This is a genomic window from Cellulomonas carbonis (assembly GCF_014636275.1).
In the GTDB taxonomy this organism is placed as follows: Bacteria; Actinomycetota; Actinomycetes; order Actinomycetales; family Cellulomonadaceae; genus Actinotalea; species Actinotalea carbonis.
In genome coordinates this window covers 95,052-111,639 of record NZ_BMEB01000005.1, presented here as the reverse complement: position 1 = coordinate 111,639, position 16,588 = coordinate 95,052, and the positions used below count along the sequence as shown (strand labels likewise).

Here is a 16,588-nt window from a genome sequence, read left to right as displayed (position 1 = left end):
ACGCTCTCGCCCACTGAACAGACGGACCAGGTCAGGCCTCACGGCCAGGCTGGGGGAGGTGCGCCTCGATCAGCTCTATGATCTCGGGCGCGTCGGGCTCGACCTTCGGCCGGAATCGATGCACATGGCCGTCGGGGGTGAGGAGGAACTTCTCGAAGTTCCAGGTGATGCGCCCCGCCTTCCCGCTGGCGTCGGGGGTGCGGGTCAACTCGGCGTAGAGAGGGTGCCGTGACCTGCCGTTGACCTTGACCCGCTCGAACATCGGAAAGGTCACGCCCCAGGTCGTCGAGCAGTACTCCTTGATGGCGTCCTCACTGCCCAGTTCCTGCAGGAACTGGTTGCTCGGGAACCCGAGCACGGTGAAACCTCGCTGCCCATAGGTGCGCTGGAGGGCCTCGAGCTTGTCGTACTGGGGTGCGAGCCCGCACCGCGAGGCGACGTTGACGATCAGCCTGACCTGCCCGGCGTACCTCGCCAGGGTCGTGACCTCGCCGTCGATCGTCGTGACCGGGATGTCGTCGATCGTCGTGACCGGGATGTCGTCGATCGCCATGCCTGCTCAACACCGCGGCGAAAACGGGCATTCCCGCCCCGGCGGTGCCGGCCGGTGGCGCGACAGCCCTCAGCGGGCTGCCCGCGGTGGGGTAGGTCGCTCAGCGCAGGTGCAGGTCTTTCCGGCTCGAGCGGCGCCAAGCCCGTTCACCGGGGCCGCGGGCATGACCACCCACTCACACGAGCGCACGGGCTTCGGTCACCTGCTGCCAGCGCGGACGGCCGCTCGGACCGCCCGCACGGTTCGATCTGCCTCTTCCGGCGGCGTCACCGGCCCCGATGGCCTTTCTGGCGCTCCACTGACCTCGTCACCGTAGACCTGCTCTGCGGCTCGCCGCAGCGCCGCGAATGCCGTGGCTATGGTCCGCACGCTGTCGTCGTCCAGGAGGGACAGGAGCGCGACGCGATGTCCGGCGCCTTCGGCCATCAACGTGTCCACCAGCTGTGAGCCTTGAGCTGTGGGATGCACCTGTCGGGCGCGCCGGTCGGTCGGGTCGGCCACGCGCTCGACGAGCCCCCGGTCTTCGAGCCTGTCCACCAGGCCGGTCACCGACGCCGGGCTGATCTTCAGTGCGTCGGCCAGCTCGTGGCTCATCAGGGAGCCGTCGGCGTGCAGCAGCAGCAGCACCTTCAGCTGCTGCATCGTCAAGGTCGTCTGCAGCAGAGCGGTGAACTGGGCCCGCGAGAAGAGGCGGATCAGCGCCGCCTCGTCCTCGGCGATCGCCGCCATCACCGCATCGCGTTCCACCGTGTGACTCGATTCTTCGGTCAGCCCGTACTATTCACCTCGCACCGACTATACGGGAGATCTCCATGACTCGTCTTGCCCGGCTGAGCCTTGCCAACCGCGCCGTGGTGGCACTGGCGACGTTGATCCTCATCGTGGCGGGCGTCTTGTCGACGACGTCGCTGAAGCAGGAGCTCATCCCGTCCTTGGAGATCCCGCTCGCGGTGGTGGTGACGCCTCTCCCGGGTGCGGCGCCGGACGTGGTCGAGCGGCAGGTGACCGAGGTGGTCGAGGCTGCCGTCAGCGGTGTGGAAGGTCTGGAGGGGACCGAGTCCACGAGCCGCAACAGCCTGTCGGTGGTGTCGGTGGAGCTGGCCTACGGTACCGACCTGCAGGCGGCCCAGCAGGACCTGGAGCAGGCCGTGACCCGGGCGGGCACCGGCCTGCCGACGGGCGTCACACCGTCTGTGATCACCGGCAGCATCGACCAGCTCCCGGTGGTGCAGCTGGCGGTGGCCGCCCCGCAGCTGGACGAGCAGGAGCTCGTGACCCGGGTGGAGGAAGAGGTCGTTCCGCGGTTGCGGGGCCTGGAGGGGGTTCGGGAGGTCACCCTGTCCGGGGCGCGGGAGACGCGGGTCGAGATCGTTCCGGACCCCGTGGCCCTGGGGGCCGCGGGGATCGGCCTGGATGCTCTCACTTCGGCACTGCAGGCCAACGGTGCGGTCATCCCGGCCGGCACGGTCACCGACGGGCAGCGCTCCCTGAACGTCGTGGTGGGCGAGCGGTTGTCCTCGGTGCAGGACATCGCGGCGATCCCGCTGCCCACCGCTGACCCCTCAGGGGCACCGGTCCTGCTGGGAGACGTGGCCACGGTCGAGCAGGCACAGGTTCCCGCCACCTCCTATGCCCGGACCAACGGTCAGGCGAGCGTCGCTCTGGCGATCACCAAGACCCCTGACGGCAACACCGTCAGCGTCTCCCATGACGTGCGGGACCTGATCCCGGGGATCGAGGCGGCGCTGGGTGAGGGTGCTGCGGTCGACGTGGTCTTCGACCAGGCCCCGTTCATCGAGAAGTCGATCGAGGACCTGAGCACCGAGGGCCTCCTCGGCCTGATCTTCGCCGTGATCGTGATCATGCTCTTCCTGCTGTCACTGCGCTCCACCTTGGTTACCGCGATCTCGATCCCGCTGTCGTTGCTGATAGCGATGACCGGGCTGCTGGTCGGTGGGTACTCGCTGAACATCCTGACCCTGGGGGCGCTGACGGTCGCGGTCGGACGGGTCGTGGACGACTCGATCGTGGTGATCGAGAACATCAAGCGCCACCTCGGCTACGGCGAGCCCAAGGCGCAAGCGATCTTGACCGCGGTGCGTGAGGTCGCCGGCGCCGTGACGTCCTCCACCATCACCACCGCGGCGGTGTTCGTGCCGATCGGGATCGTCGGCGGTCAGGTCGGCGAGCTGTTCCGGCCCTTCGCCTTCACCGTGGCCGTGGCCCTGCTGGCCTCGCTGGTCGTCTCCTTGACCATCATCCCGGTGCTGGCCTACTGGTTCCTGCGCGCCCCGGCCGACCATCAGCACGCGGCTGTGGACCGGGACCGTGTCGAGCAGGGCGAGCGCCACGGACTTCTCCAGCGCAGCTACCTGCCGGTGCTCCGAGGGGCCATCGCCCACCCGCTGATCACTCTCGCCATCGCCGTCGCCGTCCTCGGCGGGACCCTCGCGGCCGGCACGAGGCTGGAGACCAACTTCATCGGCGACGCCGGGCAGAATACCCTCAGCGTCGACCAGCAGCTTCCGGCCGGCACGAGCCTGGAGGTCACCGACGCCGCCGCACGGCAGGTCGAGGAGGTCATCGCCGAGCTGGACGGCGTCGAGACCTACCAGGTGACCGTGGGCTCGGGTGGAAGCGGGCTGCAGACCGCCTTCCTGGGCGGTGGCGGCGGGTCGAACACGGCCACCTTCGCGATCACCACCGACCTGGACGCCGACCAGGCCCGGGTCGAGCAGGACCTTCGTGCCGCGATCGCGGACGTGGAGGACGCCGGGGAGCTGACCGTGACCACCGGGCAGGCCGGGTTCGGGTTGCCGCCGGTGGAGGTCGTGGTCCGTGCCGACGACGACCAGACGCTGCGCGAGGCCGCAGATCTGGTCGCCGAGGCCATGGCGGACGTCCAGGGCACGACCGACGTCGTGAACAACCTTGCCTCAGACGCACCAGCGGTCCAGATCCAGGTCGACCGGGCGGCAGCGACCCAGGCTGGCACCAGCGAGAGCGCTATCGGGCAGGCGGTGGCCGGCCTGCTCCGTGGTGCGCCGATCGGCCAGGCGGACATCGCCGGGCGCACCACCGACGTCGTGGTGCTCCTGGGCCAGGCCCCCGGCGACGTCCAGGCCCTGCGCGACACCCCTGTCCCCACCGCCACCGGGATCGTTCCCCTGGGGCAGGTCGCCGAGGTCAGCGAGGTCCAGCAGCCCACCAGCCTGACCCGACAGGACGGGCAGCGCACGGCCACGGTGACCGCCACCGCGACCGATCAGAACCTCGGCGGTATCACCACCCGGCTGCAGGAACAGCTCGACGCCCTCGACCTGCCCGACGGCGCAGAAGCCGAGATCGCAGGCGTCAGCGCCGAGCAGCAGTCAGCGTTCGCCGACCTGTACGTGGCCCTGCTGGCCTCCATCGCCATCGTCTACCTGGTGATGGTCGCCACGTTCCGCTCCCTGCTGCAGCCGCTCATCCTCCTGGTGTCGGTGCCGTTCGCCGCCACCGGAGCACTGGCCCTGCTGCTGCTCACCGGCACACCCCTGGGCGTGCCGTCGCTGATCGGGCTCCTCATGCTGGTCGGCATCGTGGTGACCAACGCGATCGTGCTCATCGACCTGGTCAACCAGAAGCGCGAGCAGGGCCTGAGCGTGGTCGACGCCGTGATCGAGGGGTCCCGCTACCGCCTGCGGCCGATCCTGATGACCGCCGCAGCGACCATCGGCGCCCTGACCCCCATGGCACTGGGACTGACAGGCGGCAGCGTCTTCATCTCCCAGCCGCTGGCCCTGGTGGTCATCGGCGGGCTGACCACCTCCACCCTCCTGACCCTGGTGCTCGTCCCGGTCCTGTACAACCTGACCGAACGCGCCAGCGCGGCCCTGCGTGAGCGCCGAGGCCGCCGGACGGCCACCACCCTCCCAGCCTGACACTGACACCCCCGGCGGTCTCCGGCGGGTCGTGATTCACAGCCGTTCCGGTCGACCGTGGACCGGCGCACCTGTGCCAACCAGGCCGAGCGCGCCTCGGCGACCTTCGAGTGCCGGCGCCACCCCGGCCTCAGCTACCGGTGCCCGAACGACTTGGCGGACCTTCACACCGCCGCAGTGGCCGTGGCACGATCAACGAGCCGTCCGGGATACCGGGTCAGGCTCCTGCAGCACGACCTCAACGAAGGGGTTAGGCGATGAAGGCAGCGCGGTTGCACGAGTTCGGCGGTGACTTCGTGGTGGAGGAGGTTCCGACGCCGGAGCCCGGTGCCGGTGAGGTTCGGGTCCGCGTCGGCGGGTCCGGCGCGTGCCACTCCGACCTGCACGTCCGGGCGGGGGAGATCCCCGTCCACCTTCCCGCCCTGCTGGGGCACGAGAACGCCGGGTGGGTGGACGCCATCGGTCCGGGCGCCGAGGGCTTTGAGATCGGTGAGCCCGTCGTGGTGTTCGGTGGGTGGGGCTGCGGCCGCTGCCGTGTGTGCTTGGGTGGCCAGGAGCAGCTGTGCGACACCATGCGGTGGGACGGTATCGGCCCCGACGGTGGCTACGCGGACTACATGGTCGTGCCGAGCACCCGGCACCTGCTGGCCGCTGGCGACCTGGACCCGGCGCTCGCTGCCCCGCTGACCGACGCGCGGCGCTCACCCCGTACTCGGCGGTGAAGAAGGCCCTCCCGCGTCTGGTGCCCGGCACCACGGCGGTGCTGGTGGGCGCCGGTGGGCTCGGCCAGTACGGGCTGCAGTTCCTCAAGCTCCTCTCCCCGGCGACGGTGGTTGTCGTCGACAGCTCGGCGGACAAGCGGCGCCTCGCCCTGGAACTCGGTGCCGACCAGGTGGTCGACCCGGCAGACGCCGACGCCATGGAGCAGATCAAGGCCGCCAGCCACGGCGAAGGCGCGGCGGTCGCGCTGGACTTCGTCGGGGCCGACGCGACGATGAGGCTGGGGGCCTCGTCGCTGGGCCCGCAGGGCCTGTTCGTCCTGGTGGGCCTGGCGGGAGGTTCCTTCCCGTTCTCGTTCTTCTCCCTGCCCGTCCAGGCGACGCTGACCAGCAGCAGCTGGGGCAGCCGCAACGAGCTGGAGGAGGTCCTCGCCATGGCCCGGACCGGGCGCCTGGTCTCCACGATCGAGCGGTATCCGCTGGGCGAGATCAACGACGTGTTCGCGCGCCTCGCCGCCGGGCAGGTCCAGGGCCGTGCCGTCCTGATCCCTTGAGCACACTCGTCCACGTCCCGCTAGGCGCGTCTGCCACGGCGAGCGGCACCATGCGCTGACGCGGCGCCCGCCGCCATCACCGCCTGGCCGAAGACAGCAGACATGACCCGGTCCGGGCTAGTCAGCCGCCCGGCTCCATTCTGCTGCCCAGGAAGCTATCGCGTCGATGACCGGTCCGAGGGCCCGCCCCTTCGCCGTCAGCACGTAGCGCGGTGCGCCTGCGCCGATCGGGCACGTGCGCGAGAGGAGTCCTTCGCGTTCCAGCTCCCGTAGCCTCTCGGCCAGCAGGCGGTCCGAGAGCCCGGGGATGACGGCGCGGATCTCACTGAAGCGCTCCGCGTGGGCCATCAGGGCGTGAAGAATGACACCGTTCCACCGTCGACCGAGCAGCTCGACGGTCTGGTGGAACGACGGGCAGTAGCGACCGCAGTCGTCGCCCGCGGGACCGACCGCCTCGTCCGCCACCTCGCCCTCCACGTCCGCTCAAGGGTGATTGACCCGCGCCCAGGGTACTGCTATACCTCAATCACTTACATCTGGTAAGCGGCGACCTGGGAGGGTGACGTGGAGGTCCTGGTGCTCATCGGCAGGGTGGTCTTCGCCTTGCTCTTCCTCGGCTCAGGCTTTGGCCACCTCACACAGCGGCAGATGATGGCCGGTTACGCCACCGGCAAGGGAGTGCCTGCCGCCAACCTGATGGTCCCGCTGACCGGGCTGCAGCTCCTGGCCGGCGCACTGATGGTGGCCCTGGGGATCTGGCCCGACGTCGGCGCCCTCCTGCTGGTGACCTTCCTGGTGCCCACAGCCTTCATCATGCACGGCTTCTGGGCCGAGACCGACCCCGGCGCCAAGGCCATGGAGCAGACTCAGTTTCTCAAGGACCTGGCCCTGGCCGGAGCGGCACTGGTGATGTTCGCCGTCTTCGCCTACCTCGGTGACGATCTGGGCCTGGTCCTGGTCGGCCCGCTGTTCAGCCTGTCATGAGCGGCGCGGTTCCCGTGGCCATGCCCGAGCGCCCGGGCCCGCGACCCTCGACGACCCCGACCAACCCGCACACCCAGCTCGACCAGCAGCCGAGCGACGACCGACCACGGCAGCGCCTCATCGGGCAGCTCGCCGACCTGCCGGATGTGGTCTGGGCGGCCTCGACGATCTCTGTCCCGGGTGCACAAGCGCTCACGCTGCCTCGGGGCCCACACCGAGGGCCACCCGACGCGTTCATGATCGACACCGAGTTCGCCCACCTCCACCCGGCCCCTGACCACTCCCTTCACCTGGTACTGCCGTCGGCGGCCGCCGAAGCCGCCATCGACGCCGGCTGGGCCGAGCAGCACCCCATCGCCCGCCTCGGGCTCATCTCGCCGGGTGCGGTCATGGTCTACGCGCCACGGGACGCGCACGAGGCGGACATCGCCGCCGGCCTCGTCCGGGCGTCCTACGCATACGCAACTGGTTCGACGCGTTCGCTCAGAGCGAAAACCTGAGCGGGCAAAGACGCCGCGGCCCGACTCTCCGGTCCGCGCCCGATCCGAAGATCACTCAAGGAGGAGTGCCTCATGGCAGGACGACTCGAGGGCAAGGTTGCCCTCATCACCGGTACGGCGGACGGTCAGGGACGGGCCGCCGCCCTCGCCTTCGCCGCTGAAGGCGCCAAGATCGTCGGGTGCGATCTCAAGGCGGAACTAGCCGAACAGACCGTCGAGCTCGTCCGGGCGCAGGGCGGTGAGATGGTCTCGATGCAGCCGCTGAACCTGGGCGACGAAGCCGCGGTGCAGCGCTGGATCGACTTCGCCGTCGAGCAGTACGGCGACTTCGACATCCTGTACAACAACGCCTCGGGTGTCCGCGGCGGCACCATCGAGTCCTTGACCCGCGCGGACTGGGACTTCGACATGACCAACGAGGTCACCATCTTGTTCCTGGCCATCCAGAAGGCCCTGCCGGTCTTCAAGCGCAAGGGCCGCGGCACCATCCTCAACACCGGCTCGGTCGCCGCGATGGTCGGCTCGGCCATGCCCGGCAACGTCGCGGGCAACCTCGTGCACAACGTCGCCAAAGGCGCCGTCCTGCGCCTGACGACCAATCTCGCCGTCGAGCTGTCACCGTGGAACATCCGCGTCAACACCGTCTCCCCAGGGTTCATCGACACCCCCGCGACACGACCGCTGCTGGAGGCCGGCGGGCGCGCACCTGTCGAACGCGCACTGCTCAACCCGCGCGTGGGGCGGCCGGAGGACATCGCCATGGCAGCTGTGTACCTGTGCTCGGACGAGGCGGACTACGTCACAGGTGCGAACCTGGTCGTCGACGGCGGCTGGGTCGCAGGTGGCGGCGTCGGCCGCCCCGACCCCGAGATCGAACAGATCTTCGGCGAGGTGATGAAGAAGCTGACCAACGCCCCCACCGCCTGACAGTGAGGATGTAGGCGAGCCCTCGACGACGCTCCCTGCCCTCTGCGCGCCTGACGGTGACCGACGCCGCCGACCCTTCGGTGCCGCCGATCTGGCCCGCCCGCGGCCGGGGCCTCGCGGTCGTGCTGTTGGCCGCCACCACCTGATCCCTCCGGCAAACACGGACCGCGGCGCTGGTCGCGGCATGGCGAAAGGTCAACGAAGTTGATGCCTGACATGGCAACGATGCTCGCGCACTGGACCGAGAGGGCCGGGCCCCACTCAGAGGGCGCGCTCCTGCAACCGCACCATGAACGGTGCCTTGGCTGCGGCCCGGACAACCCCCACGGCCATCACCTCCAGGTCCACCGCCGTGGGGACGGGGTGATGGCTGACCATGTCTTCGACGAGCGCCACGTCGGAGCTCCCGGAGTCGTGCACGGCGGCGCCGTCGCCACCGTCCTTGACGACCTGTTCGGGTTCCTGCCCTACCTGGTCGGAACGCCGGCCGTCACCCGCCAGCTCACAGTGGACTACCTGTCACCGGTGCTCGTCGGAGTCACCTACCGGATCGAGGCGACGGTGACGAGCCGGGAGGACCGCAAGGTCTTCGTCGTCGCCACCGTGAGCGACCTGGATGAACGCACCGTGGCCACGTCGAGCGCGGTGTTCATCACGGTCGACGTCGAACACTTCGCCCGGCACGGAGGCGTCTCCGGCGGTGGCCCGACACCACCCGTCACGGATGACCACCGTGACACCGGCCGGGAGAGCGCGGTGGGCCAGCAACGCGGGTAGTGCGTGTCTCGACAGCGATCTGTGCGCGCGAGCTCCAGCCGGACCCTGAACCCGCCACGCGCCCGAGGCCCGCGGAACCGCTTCGCTTGAAGCCCGGGGTGGGTCACCTCGAGGCGCGGGAGCGGGTGGCGTGAAAGGCGGCGAGTGCGCGCTGATCGGCGTCGCCGAGGGTGTGCAGGTACTTCTGGGTGGTCTGGATCTGCGCGTGGCCCATTCGCTCCATCACGGAGAGAAGGTCCGCTCCTCCGGCCAGCAGCCAGGATGCGTGTGCGTGACGTAGGTCGTGCATGCGAACGGGAAAGTCGATGCCGGAGCGTTGAACGGCCGGCCGCCAGTAGCGGGTGTTGAACGTGCCCCGCGAGAGGGGTTGGCCTCCTTCGGTCTCACGGGAAGGGAAGAGCAGGTCGGCCGGTCCCAGGCCGAGGTCATCGATCCGCGCGAGGAGGGCGTCGATCAGATCCTGGGAGACCGCGACGGTGCGCGGCTCGTCGTCCTTGGGGTAGGGCTTGACGATCATACGGCGCCCGGTTGGGGAGTCCTTGGTGGACACCTCCACGATGGTGTCCTGCACGGTCACCGTGCGGGCCTCGGTGTCCACGTGCCGGGGTCGTAGCGCGACGAGCTCGCCCCATCGCAGGCCGGTCTCGATGGCCGTCATGACCATGACCGTGAAGCGCGGCGGGATCTGCGCCAGCAGCCGGGTGTACTCATCCGGGGTGAGGGTGCGGGTCCTGGTGGTGATCACCTTCGGAAGGTCGGTCGCCGCGCAGGGGTTGAAGGGGATGATCCGGTCGGCCACGGCTCGGGCGAAGATCGAGTGCAGCATCACGTGGTACTTGACGATGGACCGCGCGGACAGGCCCTTGCGTCGCTTGTCGGCGATCGTCGTGGGTTTGGCCGCCTGGTTGACCCACTCCTGGACCAGGGCAGGCATGATCCGCGCCATTGGGTAGTCCCCGAAGAAGGGGACGAAGTGGATGCGCAGGTTCGAGGCGTACGCGGCGTAGGTGGTGACCTCCAGGTGGCGCGAGGGCAGCCACACGTTCTGGGCATACTCCTTGAAGGTGATGCGTCCGGCCCGTGGGTCGATCCACGTCCCCTCGGCGAGCGCGATCTCGGCGCGGACAGCGGCCTGCATGGCGGCCTTGTCGGTGCTGAAAGTCCCGACGGTGCGCTTGGCTCCTGAGGCGTCGCGGTAGCGGCCCTGGTACCGCTTCTTGCCGTCCTCGGCCCGCCGCACGGTCACCCACGCCATCTCGACCACCCCGGCCGACATGTGGGCCCAATGTGGGCAGACGCCGCCGGGCACTGGCGAACAGCGGCGAACGCCGGCGTACGCGAAACCCATGCTGATGTGGGTAGATGCATGCATTGAGCCTACTCAGGCGTCGTCCCCTGGCAAGAGGGCCTGCACTCATAACCCAGAGGTCGCAGGTTCAAATCCTGCCCCCGCTACACGAAGACGAAGGCCCGGACCTGATGGTCCGGGCCTTCGTCGTTCCTCGGTTCCCCACCGCGGCACAGCCGCCGCTGCACCTGCCGGCGACGCCGGCAGGTGCAGCTCAGGCTCGAGGGGCGCGCGGGATCACGGCCCTGGGCTCACCCCGCCCGCACCTCGAAGCCCGCGGTCAGCAGCGTCTCCGGCGCCGACGACGGGCCGACGAGCACCTCGAACGCGCCGGGTTCGACCACCCGCTCCCCGGCCGCGTCGACGACGGTGCACGCCGCCACGGGCAGGGCGAGGTCAACCGTCTCCGACGCACCGGGCGCCACCTCGACCCGCTGGTACGCCTTGAGCTCGCGGTCCGCCCAGCTGACCGACGACACGACGTCGCGCACGTAGAGCTGGACCACCTCGTGCGCCGGGCGCTGCCCGACGTTGCGGACGGTGACGCGGACGCGGACGGTCTCGTCGACCGCGTACGTGTCGGCGTCCAGCCGCAGGTCCTCGTAGCGGACCTCGGTGTAGCCCAGCCCGTGGCCGAAGACGAACGCCGGCTCCTGCGTGAGGTCGGCGTACCGGTCACCGTGCTGACCGCGGATCTGGTTGTAGTACGTCGGCTGCTGGCCCACGTGCCGGGCGAAGGAGATCGGCAGGCGGCCGGCCGGCTCGACGACGCCGAGGAGCACCTCGGCCAGCGCCTGACCGCCCTGCATCCCGGGGTTCGCGACCCACACCAGGGCGGCCGCACGGTCGACCGACGGGGGCAGCACGAGGGGCTTCGACGCCAGCAGCACCACCACGGTGGGGGTGCCCGTGGCGACGACGGCGTCGAGCAGCGCGACCTGCCCGCCGACGAGCTCGAGCGTCGCCGTCGAGCGCGCCTCGCCGACGAGCTCGACCCGGTCGCCGACGACGACGACGGCGACGTCCGCCGCGGTCGCGGCCTCCACAGCGGCCGCGAGCTGGTCCTCGTCCACCGGAGCGGGCACGACGACGGGCCAGCGGGGCTGGCCGTCGGGGAACCGGTCGCCCTCGGGGTTCGGCTCGAGCGTGAGGATCTCCGCGCCGGGGGTGTAGGTCACGGACCAGTCCGCCGGCACCGTCGCCCGCAACCCGTCGAGCGTGGTGCGGATCATCGCGCGGGGCTGGCCGTCGGGCAGCCAGTCGGCCTGGCCCGAGCTGCCCGCCCAGTCGCCGAGCTGCGTCTGCGCGTCGTCGGCGAGCGGTCCGAGGACCGCGACGCGACGGGGCGTGCCGTCGCCGACCGCGCGGCCCTCGGGGTCCGTCGCGCCGGACGTGAGGGGCAGCAGGCCGTCGTTGCGCAGCAGCACGAGCGACCGACGGGCGACGTCGAGGTTCAGCGCCGTGTGCTCGGGCGCCCCGACGCACGCCCGGATGCGCTCCGGGTCGGGTCGGCGCGGGTCCTCGAACAGGCCGAGCTCGAACTTGAGCTCGAGGATGCGGGCGACGGCGCGGTCGAGGTCGTGCTCCGTCAGCAGGCCCGAGGCGACCGCCTCCAGCGCACCCTCGAAGAACCGCGGGGTGACCATGATCATGTCGTTGCCGGCCCGGACCGCGGCGGCGGCCGCGTGGGCGTAGTCGGGCTGCACCTTCTGCTCCCACACCATGCGACCGACGTTGTCCCAGTCCGTCACCAGGGTTCCGGTGTAGCCCCACTCGCCCCGCAGCACGTCCGACAGCAGCCACTCGTTGACCGTGATCGGCACGCCGTCGGTGGTCTGGTAGCCGAGCATGAACGTCCGGCACCCCTCCTTGGCGACGCGCTCGAACGGCGGCAGGAACCACGAGCGCAGCTTGCGGCGCGACAGGTCTGCCTCGCTCGCGTCGCGCCCGCCCTGCGTCTCGGAGTAGCCGGCGAAGTGCTTCGCCGAGGCGAGCACGGCGGTCTCGTCGTCGAGCCCGCCGCCCTGGTAGCCGCGGACCATCGCGGACGCGAGCTCGCCGATGAGGAAGGGGTCCTCGCCGAACGTCTCGTCGACGCGCCCCCACCGCAGGTCGCGGGCGATGCACAGCACCGGGGAGAACGTCCAGTGGATGCCGGTCGCGGCGGCCTCCACGGCCGTCGCCCGCGCGACGCGCTCCACCAGCCCGGCGTCCCACGTGGCTGCCATGCCGAGCTGCGTCGGGTAGATGGTCGCCCCCTCGTAGAACGAGTGGCCGTGGATGCAGTCCTCCGCGACGAGCAGGGGGATGCGCAGCGGTGTGCGGGCCACGAGGTCGTGCGCGCGTGCGACGTGCTCCGGGGACGCGTGCAGGATCGAGCCCGCGTGACGGTCCAGGACCTGGCCGTCGAGGTCCTCGCGCGCGTCGACCTGCATCATCTGGCCGACCTTCTGCTCCACGCTCATGCGGCCGAGCAGGTCGGCGATGCGCTCGCCGATCGGGAGCGCGGGGTCGCGGTAGCGGGCCGTGTCGAGCTCGGTGGCGGTCATGCGGTCTCCTGGGTCTGCGTGGCCGGGCGGACGGCCGTCACGGGGTCGTTGACGTCGAGGCCGCGCCTCTTCATGGCACGGGCGCGCTCGCCCGCCGATCGCAGGCGCGGGTTGACGTACTCGTCGATGCCGAAGTTGATGAGGGACAGCGCCACGCCGATGGCGGCGATGCACAGCCCGGGGGGCAGGAACCACCACCACTGGTTCTGCCGGAACGCCCCCTGGGCGCCGGCCCAGTTGAGGATCGTGCCCCAGTTGTAGGTGTTCACCGGGATCACGCCGATGTAGGACAGCGTCGTCAGGCCGAGGATCGCGGCCGTCACCGTGCCGACGAAGCTCGCCGCGATGAGGGCCATGAGGTTGGGCAGCATCTCGTTGCCGATGATGCGGCGCAGCGGCTCGCCGTTCGCGCGGGCGGCCTGGATGAAGTCCCGGTTGCGCAGCGACATCGTCTGCGCGCGCAGCACCCGCGCGCCCCACGCCCAGCCGGTCAGGCCCAGCACGGCGGCGATCACCACGAGCGGCGGGTTCTCGAACATCGAGGCCACGATGATGATGAGCGGCAGCCCGGGGATCACGAGGAAGACGTTGGTGAGGGCCGAGAGGCTCTCGCTGCGCCAGCCGCGCAGGTAGCCCGCGACGACGCCGACGACGACCGCGATGGCAGTCGCCATGATGGCGGCGAGGAAGCCGACGACGACCACGCCCCGCGTGCCGTGGATGACCTGGCTGAGGACGTCCTCGCCGAGGTGCGTCGTGCCGAGCCAGTGCTCCGCCGACGGCGGCTGGAAGCGCGCGGTGTTGTCGACCTGCGTGGGCGGGTACGGAGCGAGGACGTCGGCGAGGATCGCGACGAGCACGAAGAACCCGAGGATCGCCAGGCCCGTGATCGACTTGCGGTTGCGGAACATCGCGAAGGCGGAGCCCAGCCGGCGGCTGGTCGTCGCCCTCGCGCGTGGGGCCCGTCCCGTGCGGAGCTCGGGTGCGGGTGCCGGGCGCAGGTCGGTGGTCATGGTTCAGGCCTCCGTCTGGCGGGTGCGCGGGTCGAGGAACGCGTAGGCGACGTCGGCCAGGACGTTGGCGACGAGCACCGACAGCGTGATCACCAGGAACACGCCCTGCATCAGGGCGTAGTCCTTGGCGTTGGTGGCGTCCAGGAGCAGCTTCCCGACGCCGGGGTAGCTGAAGACCATCTCCATGACGATCGTGCCGCCCACGATGAACCCGATCGAGAGGGCGAAGCTCTGGATCTGCGGCAGGACGGCGTTGCGTGCGGCGTAGCGCCACAGCACCCGCCTGTTCGGCATGCCCTTGGCCTGGGCGACCATCACGTAGTCCTCGTCGAGCACCGTGAGCATCATGTTGCGCATGCCCAGCATCCAGCCGCCGAGCGAGGCGATCACGATGGTCGCCGCGGGCAGCGTGCCGTGGTGGACGACCTGGCCGACGAACTCCGCCGACCACTCGGGCCGCATCCCCACGCCGTAGGCCTTGCCGATGGGGAACCACCCGAGGTTCACCGAGAAGACGGCGATGGCGAGGAGACCCAGCCAGAAGTAGGGGATCGTGCCGAGGAACGTCGTGACGGGGATGAGCCCGTCGAGCCGGCTGCCCCGCCGCCAGCCCACGACCGCCCCGCCGATCGTCCCGATCGTGAACGAGATGACGGTCGCGAAGCCCACGAGCCCGACCGTCCAGGGCAGGGCCTGCCCGATCACCTCGGTGACCGGGCGCAGGCCGTGCAGCAGCGAGACGCCGAGGTCGCCCCGCAGCAGGAGGCCCACGTAGTCGAGGTACTGCTGGAGGAGGGACCTGTCGGTGTCGAGGCCCAGCAGCGTCCGGAGCGCGTCGGCGGCCTCGGGGCTGACGTTGCGGTTGCGGGACAGGTACTGGTCGACCGCGTCGCCCTTCATCATCCGGGGGAGGAAGAAGTTGATGGTGATCGCAGCCCAGAGCGTGAACAGGTAGAACGCCGCGCGCCCGGCGAGGAACCGCCATGGGATGCGTGAGCGGCCCCTGACGACGGTGGTCGCCGTCGTGCCGACCTCGAGCGCGTCCTGCACGGGCTGGGGCTGGGGCTGGACGGCGGTCACAGGGCACCCCCGTGCGTGCCGGACGCCGAGGCGAAGTGCTTCTCGGGGTCGGGGGAGGCGGCCCGCAGCTCCCTGGTGTAGGGGTCCTGCGGCCGGAGGATGACGTCGTCGGCGGGGCCGCGCTCCACGACCCGCCCCTGGTTGAGGACGAGGATCTCGTCGCTGAAGTGCCGGGCGGTCGCCAGGTCGTGGGTGATGTAGAGCACTCCGAGGCCCTCCTCGCGCCCCAGGTCGGCGAGCAGGTTGAGCACGCCGAGACGGATGGAGACGTCGAGCATCGAGACCGGCTCGTCGGCCACGAGGAGGCGCGGCCGGGAGGCCAGTGCCCGGGCGATCGCGACGCGTTGACGCTGCCCGCCCGACAGCTCGTGCGGGCGGCGGTCGATCACCGTGCCGGGCTCGAGGTGCACCCTGTCCAGCAGCCGCCGCACCTCGTCGTCCAGCTCGGCGTCCGGCACCACGCGGTGCAGCCGCAGCGGTCGCTCGAGGTGGTAGCGGACGGAGTGGTAGGGGTTGAGCGACGCGAACGGGTCCTGGAACACCATCCGCAGCGTCTGGCGGTAGGCCCGCAGCCCGGCGCCGCGGCGGGGGATCGGCTGCCCGTCGAGGCGGACCTCCCCGCTCGTCGGCGTCTCGAGCTGCGTGAGGATCTTCGCGATCGTCGACTTGCCGCTGCCGGACTGGCCGACGAGCCCTGTCGTCCGGCCGGACTCCAGGGTGAGGCTCACGTCGTCGAGCGCCGTGATCCGACCTGCGCCGCGCACCGCGTAGGTCTTGGTGACGTGGTCGACCTCGAGCACCGTCATCGCAGGACCACTCCTCTCTCTCCGGTCAGCCGGGGGAAGGACGACAGCAGCGTCCTCGTGTACTCGTCCCTGGGGGACGACCAGATGCGCTCGGCGGTGTCGAGCTCGACGACCTCGCCCGCGCGCATGATCGCGATGCGGTCGCTGATCTCCAGCAGCAGCGGGAGGTCGTGCGTGATGAACAGGACGGTGAAGCCGAACTCGTGGCGCAGCTCGGAGATCTGCCGGAGGATCTCGCGCTGGACCAGGACGTCGAGCGCGGTCGTGGGCTCGTCCATCACCATGAGCTGCGGGCGCAGGGCGAGCGCCATCGCGATCATGACCCGCTGACGCGTGCCACCCGAGAGCTCGTGCGGGAACGAGCGCCGGCGCTGCGCGCCGACCCTGACGATCTCCAGCAGCTCGGCGACGGCCTCGCGGCGCTGGGCGCGCGACATCGAGGGGCGGTGGACCTCGAAGACGTCCTCGAGCTGCGACCCGATGGTCGCGACCGGGTTGAGCGCGTTCATGGCGCCCTGGAAGACCATCGAGATCTTGTCCCAGCGGAACCGGCGCATCTGCTCGGCGTCGAGGCGGTCGATGTCGACGTCCTCGCCCGAGGCGTCGTGGAAGACGACCGAGCCGCTCGTGATCACCGCGGGCGCCTTGAGCAGCCTCTGCAGGCCGTAGGCGAGCGTGGTCTTGCCGCAGCCGCTCTCCCCGGCGAGCCCGAGGATCTCGCCGCGACGCAGCTCGAGGGTGACGTCCTTGACCGCCTGGACGGGTGGGTCGACGTCGTAGGCGACCGAGAAGTCGCGGACGGTCAGCAACGGGTCGCGCATCGGTGCGGGCTCGCTTTCGTGGGTCGTCGTCGTC

17 protein-coding genes are annotated in these 16,588 nt (G+C 70.5%); 7 read left to right on the top strand and 10 right to left on the bottom strand.

Annotation, left to right across the window (positions count from 1 at the left end):
• Positions 1 to 31: 31 nt before the first annotated feature.
• Both IEV86_RS14625 and IEV86_RS14620 read right to left on the bottom strand, forming a co-directional pair.
• Positions 32 to 553, bottom strand: a complete 522-nt coding sequence (locus tag IEV86_RS14625) for a glutathione peroxidase (protein WP_034221084.1) — start codon at positions 551 to 553, stop codon at positions 32 to 34.
• Between the two features lie 198 nt (positions 554 to 751).
• Complete coding sequence (locus IEV86_RS14620) at positions 752 to 1,300, bottom strand: MarR family winged helix-turn-helix transcriptional regulator (RefSeq protein WP_052022176.1); 549 nt, start codon at positions 1,298 to 1,300, stop codon at positions 752 to 754.
• Between the two features lie 65 nt (positions 1,301 to 1,365).
• On the opposite strand from IEV86_RS14620, the gene IEV86_RS14615 reads away from it, so the two are divergent.
• From IEV86_RS14615 to IEV86_RS18000, 3 genes are all read left to right on the top strand, one after another.
• On the top strand, positions 1,366 to 4,476 hold the full coding sequence (locus tag IEV86_RS14615) for an efflux RND transporter permease subunit (RefSeq protein ID WP_052022177.1): 3,111 nt from the start codon (positions 1,366 to 1,368) through the stop codon (positions 4,474 to 4,476).
• A gap of 257 nt (positions 4,477 to 4,733) precedes the next feature.
• Positions 4,734 to 5,198 (top strand): alcohol dehydrogenase catalytic domain-containing protein, encoded by a 465-nt coding sequence (locus IEV86_RS18005; RefSeq protein ID WP_202595122.1) that lies wholly within the window; start codon positions 4,734 to 4,736, stop codon positions 5,196 to 5,198.
• Positions 5,195 to 5,749, top strand: a complete 555-nt coding sequence (locus IEV86_RS18000; RefSeq protein ID WP_202595121.1) for a zinc-binding dehydrogenase — start codon at positions 5,195 to 5,197, stop codon at positions 5,747 to 5,749. The genes IEV86_RS18005 and IEV86_RS18000 overlap by 4 nt, the downstream gene beginning before the upstream one ends.
• Positions 5,750 to 5,866: 117 nt before the next feature.
• Here IEV86_RS18000 and IEV86_RS17995 read toward each other — a convergent pair whose 3' ends face one another.
• Complete coding sequence (locus IEV86_RS17995) at positions 5,867 to 6,226, bottom strand: winged helix-turn-helix transcriptional regulator (RefSeq protein WP_034221090.1); 360 nt, start codon at positions 6,224 to 6,226, stop codon at positions 5,867 to 5,869.
• 87 nt (positions 6,227 to 6,313) lie between these two features.
• Here IEV86_RS17995 and IEV86_RS14600 point away from each other — a divergent pair, with 87 nt between their 5' ends.
• The 3 genes from IEV86_RS14600 to IEV86_RS14590 all read left to right on the top strand — a co-directional run bounded on the left by IEV86_RS14600 (position 6,314) and on the right by IEV86_RS14590 (position 8,160).
• On the top strand, positions 6,314 to 6,733 hold the full coding sequence (locus IEV86_RS14600; RefSeq protein WP_034221092.1) for a DoxX family protein: 420 nt from the start codon (positions 6,314 to 6,316) through the stop codon (positions 6,731 to 6,733).
• A 236-nt stretch (positions 6,734 to 6,969) separates the two neighbouring features.
• The gene (locus tag IEV86_RS18250) at positions 6,970 to 7,233 is read left to right on the top strand and encodes a luciferase domain-containing protein (protein WP_368731348.1); all 264 of its coding nucleotides are present in this window, start codon (positions 6,970 to 6,972) and stop codon (positions 7,231 to 7,233) included.
• Between the two features lie 72 nt (positions 7,234 to 7,305).
• Positions 7,306 to 8,160, top strand: coding sequence for an SDR family NAD(P)-dependent oxidoreductase (locus tag IEV86_RS14590; RefSeq protein WP_081802176.1), 855 nt, complete (start codon positions 7,306 to 7,308; stop codon positions 8,158 to 8,160).
• Positions 8,161 to 8,421: 261 nt separating this feature from the next.
• On the opposite strand, the gene IEV86_RS18145 is transcribed toward IEV86_RS14590, so the two are convergent.
• Positions 8,422 to 8,556 carry a hypothetical protein gene (locus IEV86_RS18145; protein WP_268235239.1) on the bottom strand — a complete coding sequence of 45 codons (135 nt, stop codon included), beginning with the start codon at positions 8,554 to 8,556 and terminating at the stop codon, positions 8,422 to 8,424.
• 18 nt (positions 8,557 to 8,574) lie between these two features.
• On the opposite strand from IEV86_RS18145, the gene IEV86_RS17990 reads away from it, so the two are divergent.
• Positions 8,575 to 8,937, top strand: a complete 363-nt coding sequence (locus IEV86_RS17990) for a PaaI family thioesterase (protein WP_229734665.1) — start codon at positions 8,575 to 8,577, stop codon at positions 8,935 to 8,937.
• 103 nt (positions 8,938 to 9,040) lie between these two features.
• Here the strand turns inward: IEV86_RS17990 and IEV86_RS14580 are convergent, their stop codons facing one another.
• From IEV86_RS14580 to IEV86_RS14555, 6 genes are all read right to left on the bottom strand, one after another.
• Positions 9,041 to 10,285, bottom strand: coding sequence for a tyrosine-type recombinase/integrase (locus tag IEV86_RS14580; RefSeq protein WP_202595119.1), 1,245 nt, complete (start codon positions 10,283 to 10,285; stop codon positions 9,041 to 9,043).
• A gap of 251 nt (positions 10,286 to 10,536) precedes the next feature.
• Complete coding sequence (locus IEV86_RS14575) at positions 10,537 to 12,834, bottom strand: exo-beta-d-1,3/1,6-glucosidase (protein WP_043601929.1); 2,298 nt, start codon at positions 12,832 to 12,834, stop codon at positions 10,537 to 10,539.
• The gene (locus IEV86_RS14570; protein ID WP_052425739.1) at positions 12,831 to 13,847 is read right to left on the bottom strand and encodes an ABC transporter permease; all 1,017 of its coding nucleotides are present in this window, start codon (positions 13,845 to 13,847) and stop codon (positions 12,831 to 12,833) included. The genes IEV86_RS14575 and IEV86_RS14570 overlap by 4 nt, the downstream gene beginning before the upstream one ends.
• A 3-nt stretch (positions 13,848 to 13,850) precedes the next feature.
• Complete coding sequence (locus IEV86_RS14565; protein WP_043601920.1) at positions 13,851 to 14,927, bottom strand: ABC transporter permease; 1,077 nt, start codon at positions 14,925 to 14,927, stop codon at positions 13,851 to 13,853.
• Entirely contained in the window at positions 14,924 to 15,733 is an 810-nt protein-coding gene (locus tag IEV86_RS14560; protein WP_043601918.1) for an ABC transporter ATP-binding protein, read from the bottom strand. The genes IEV86_RS14565 and IEV86_RS14560 overlap by 4 nt, the downstream gene beginning before the upstream one ends.
• Positions 15,730 to 16,554 carry an ABC transporter ATP-binding protein gene (locus IEV86_RS14555; protein ID WP_043601916.1) on the bottom strand — a complete coding sequence of 275 codons (825 nt, stop codon included), beginning with the start codon at positions 16,552 to 16,554 and terminating at the stop codon, positions 15,730 to 15,732. The genes IEV86_RS14560 and IEV86_RS14555 overlap by 4 nt, the downstream gene beginning before the upstream one ends.
• Between the last annotated feature and the right edge of the window lie 34 nt (positions 16,555 to 16,588).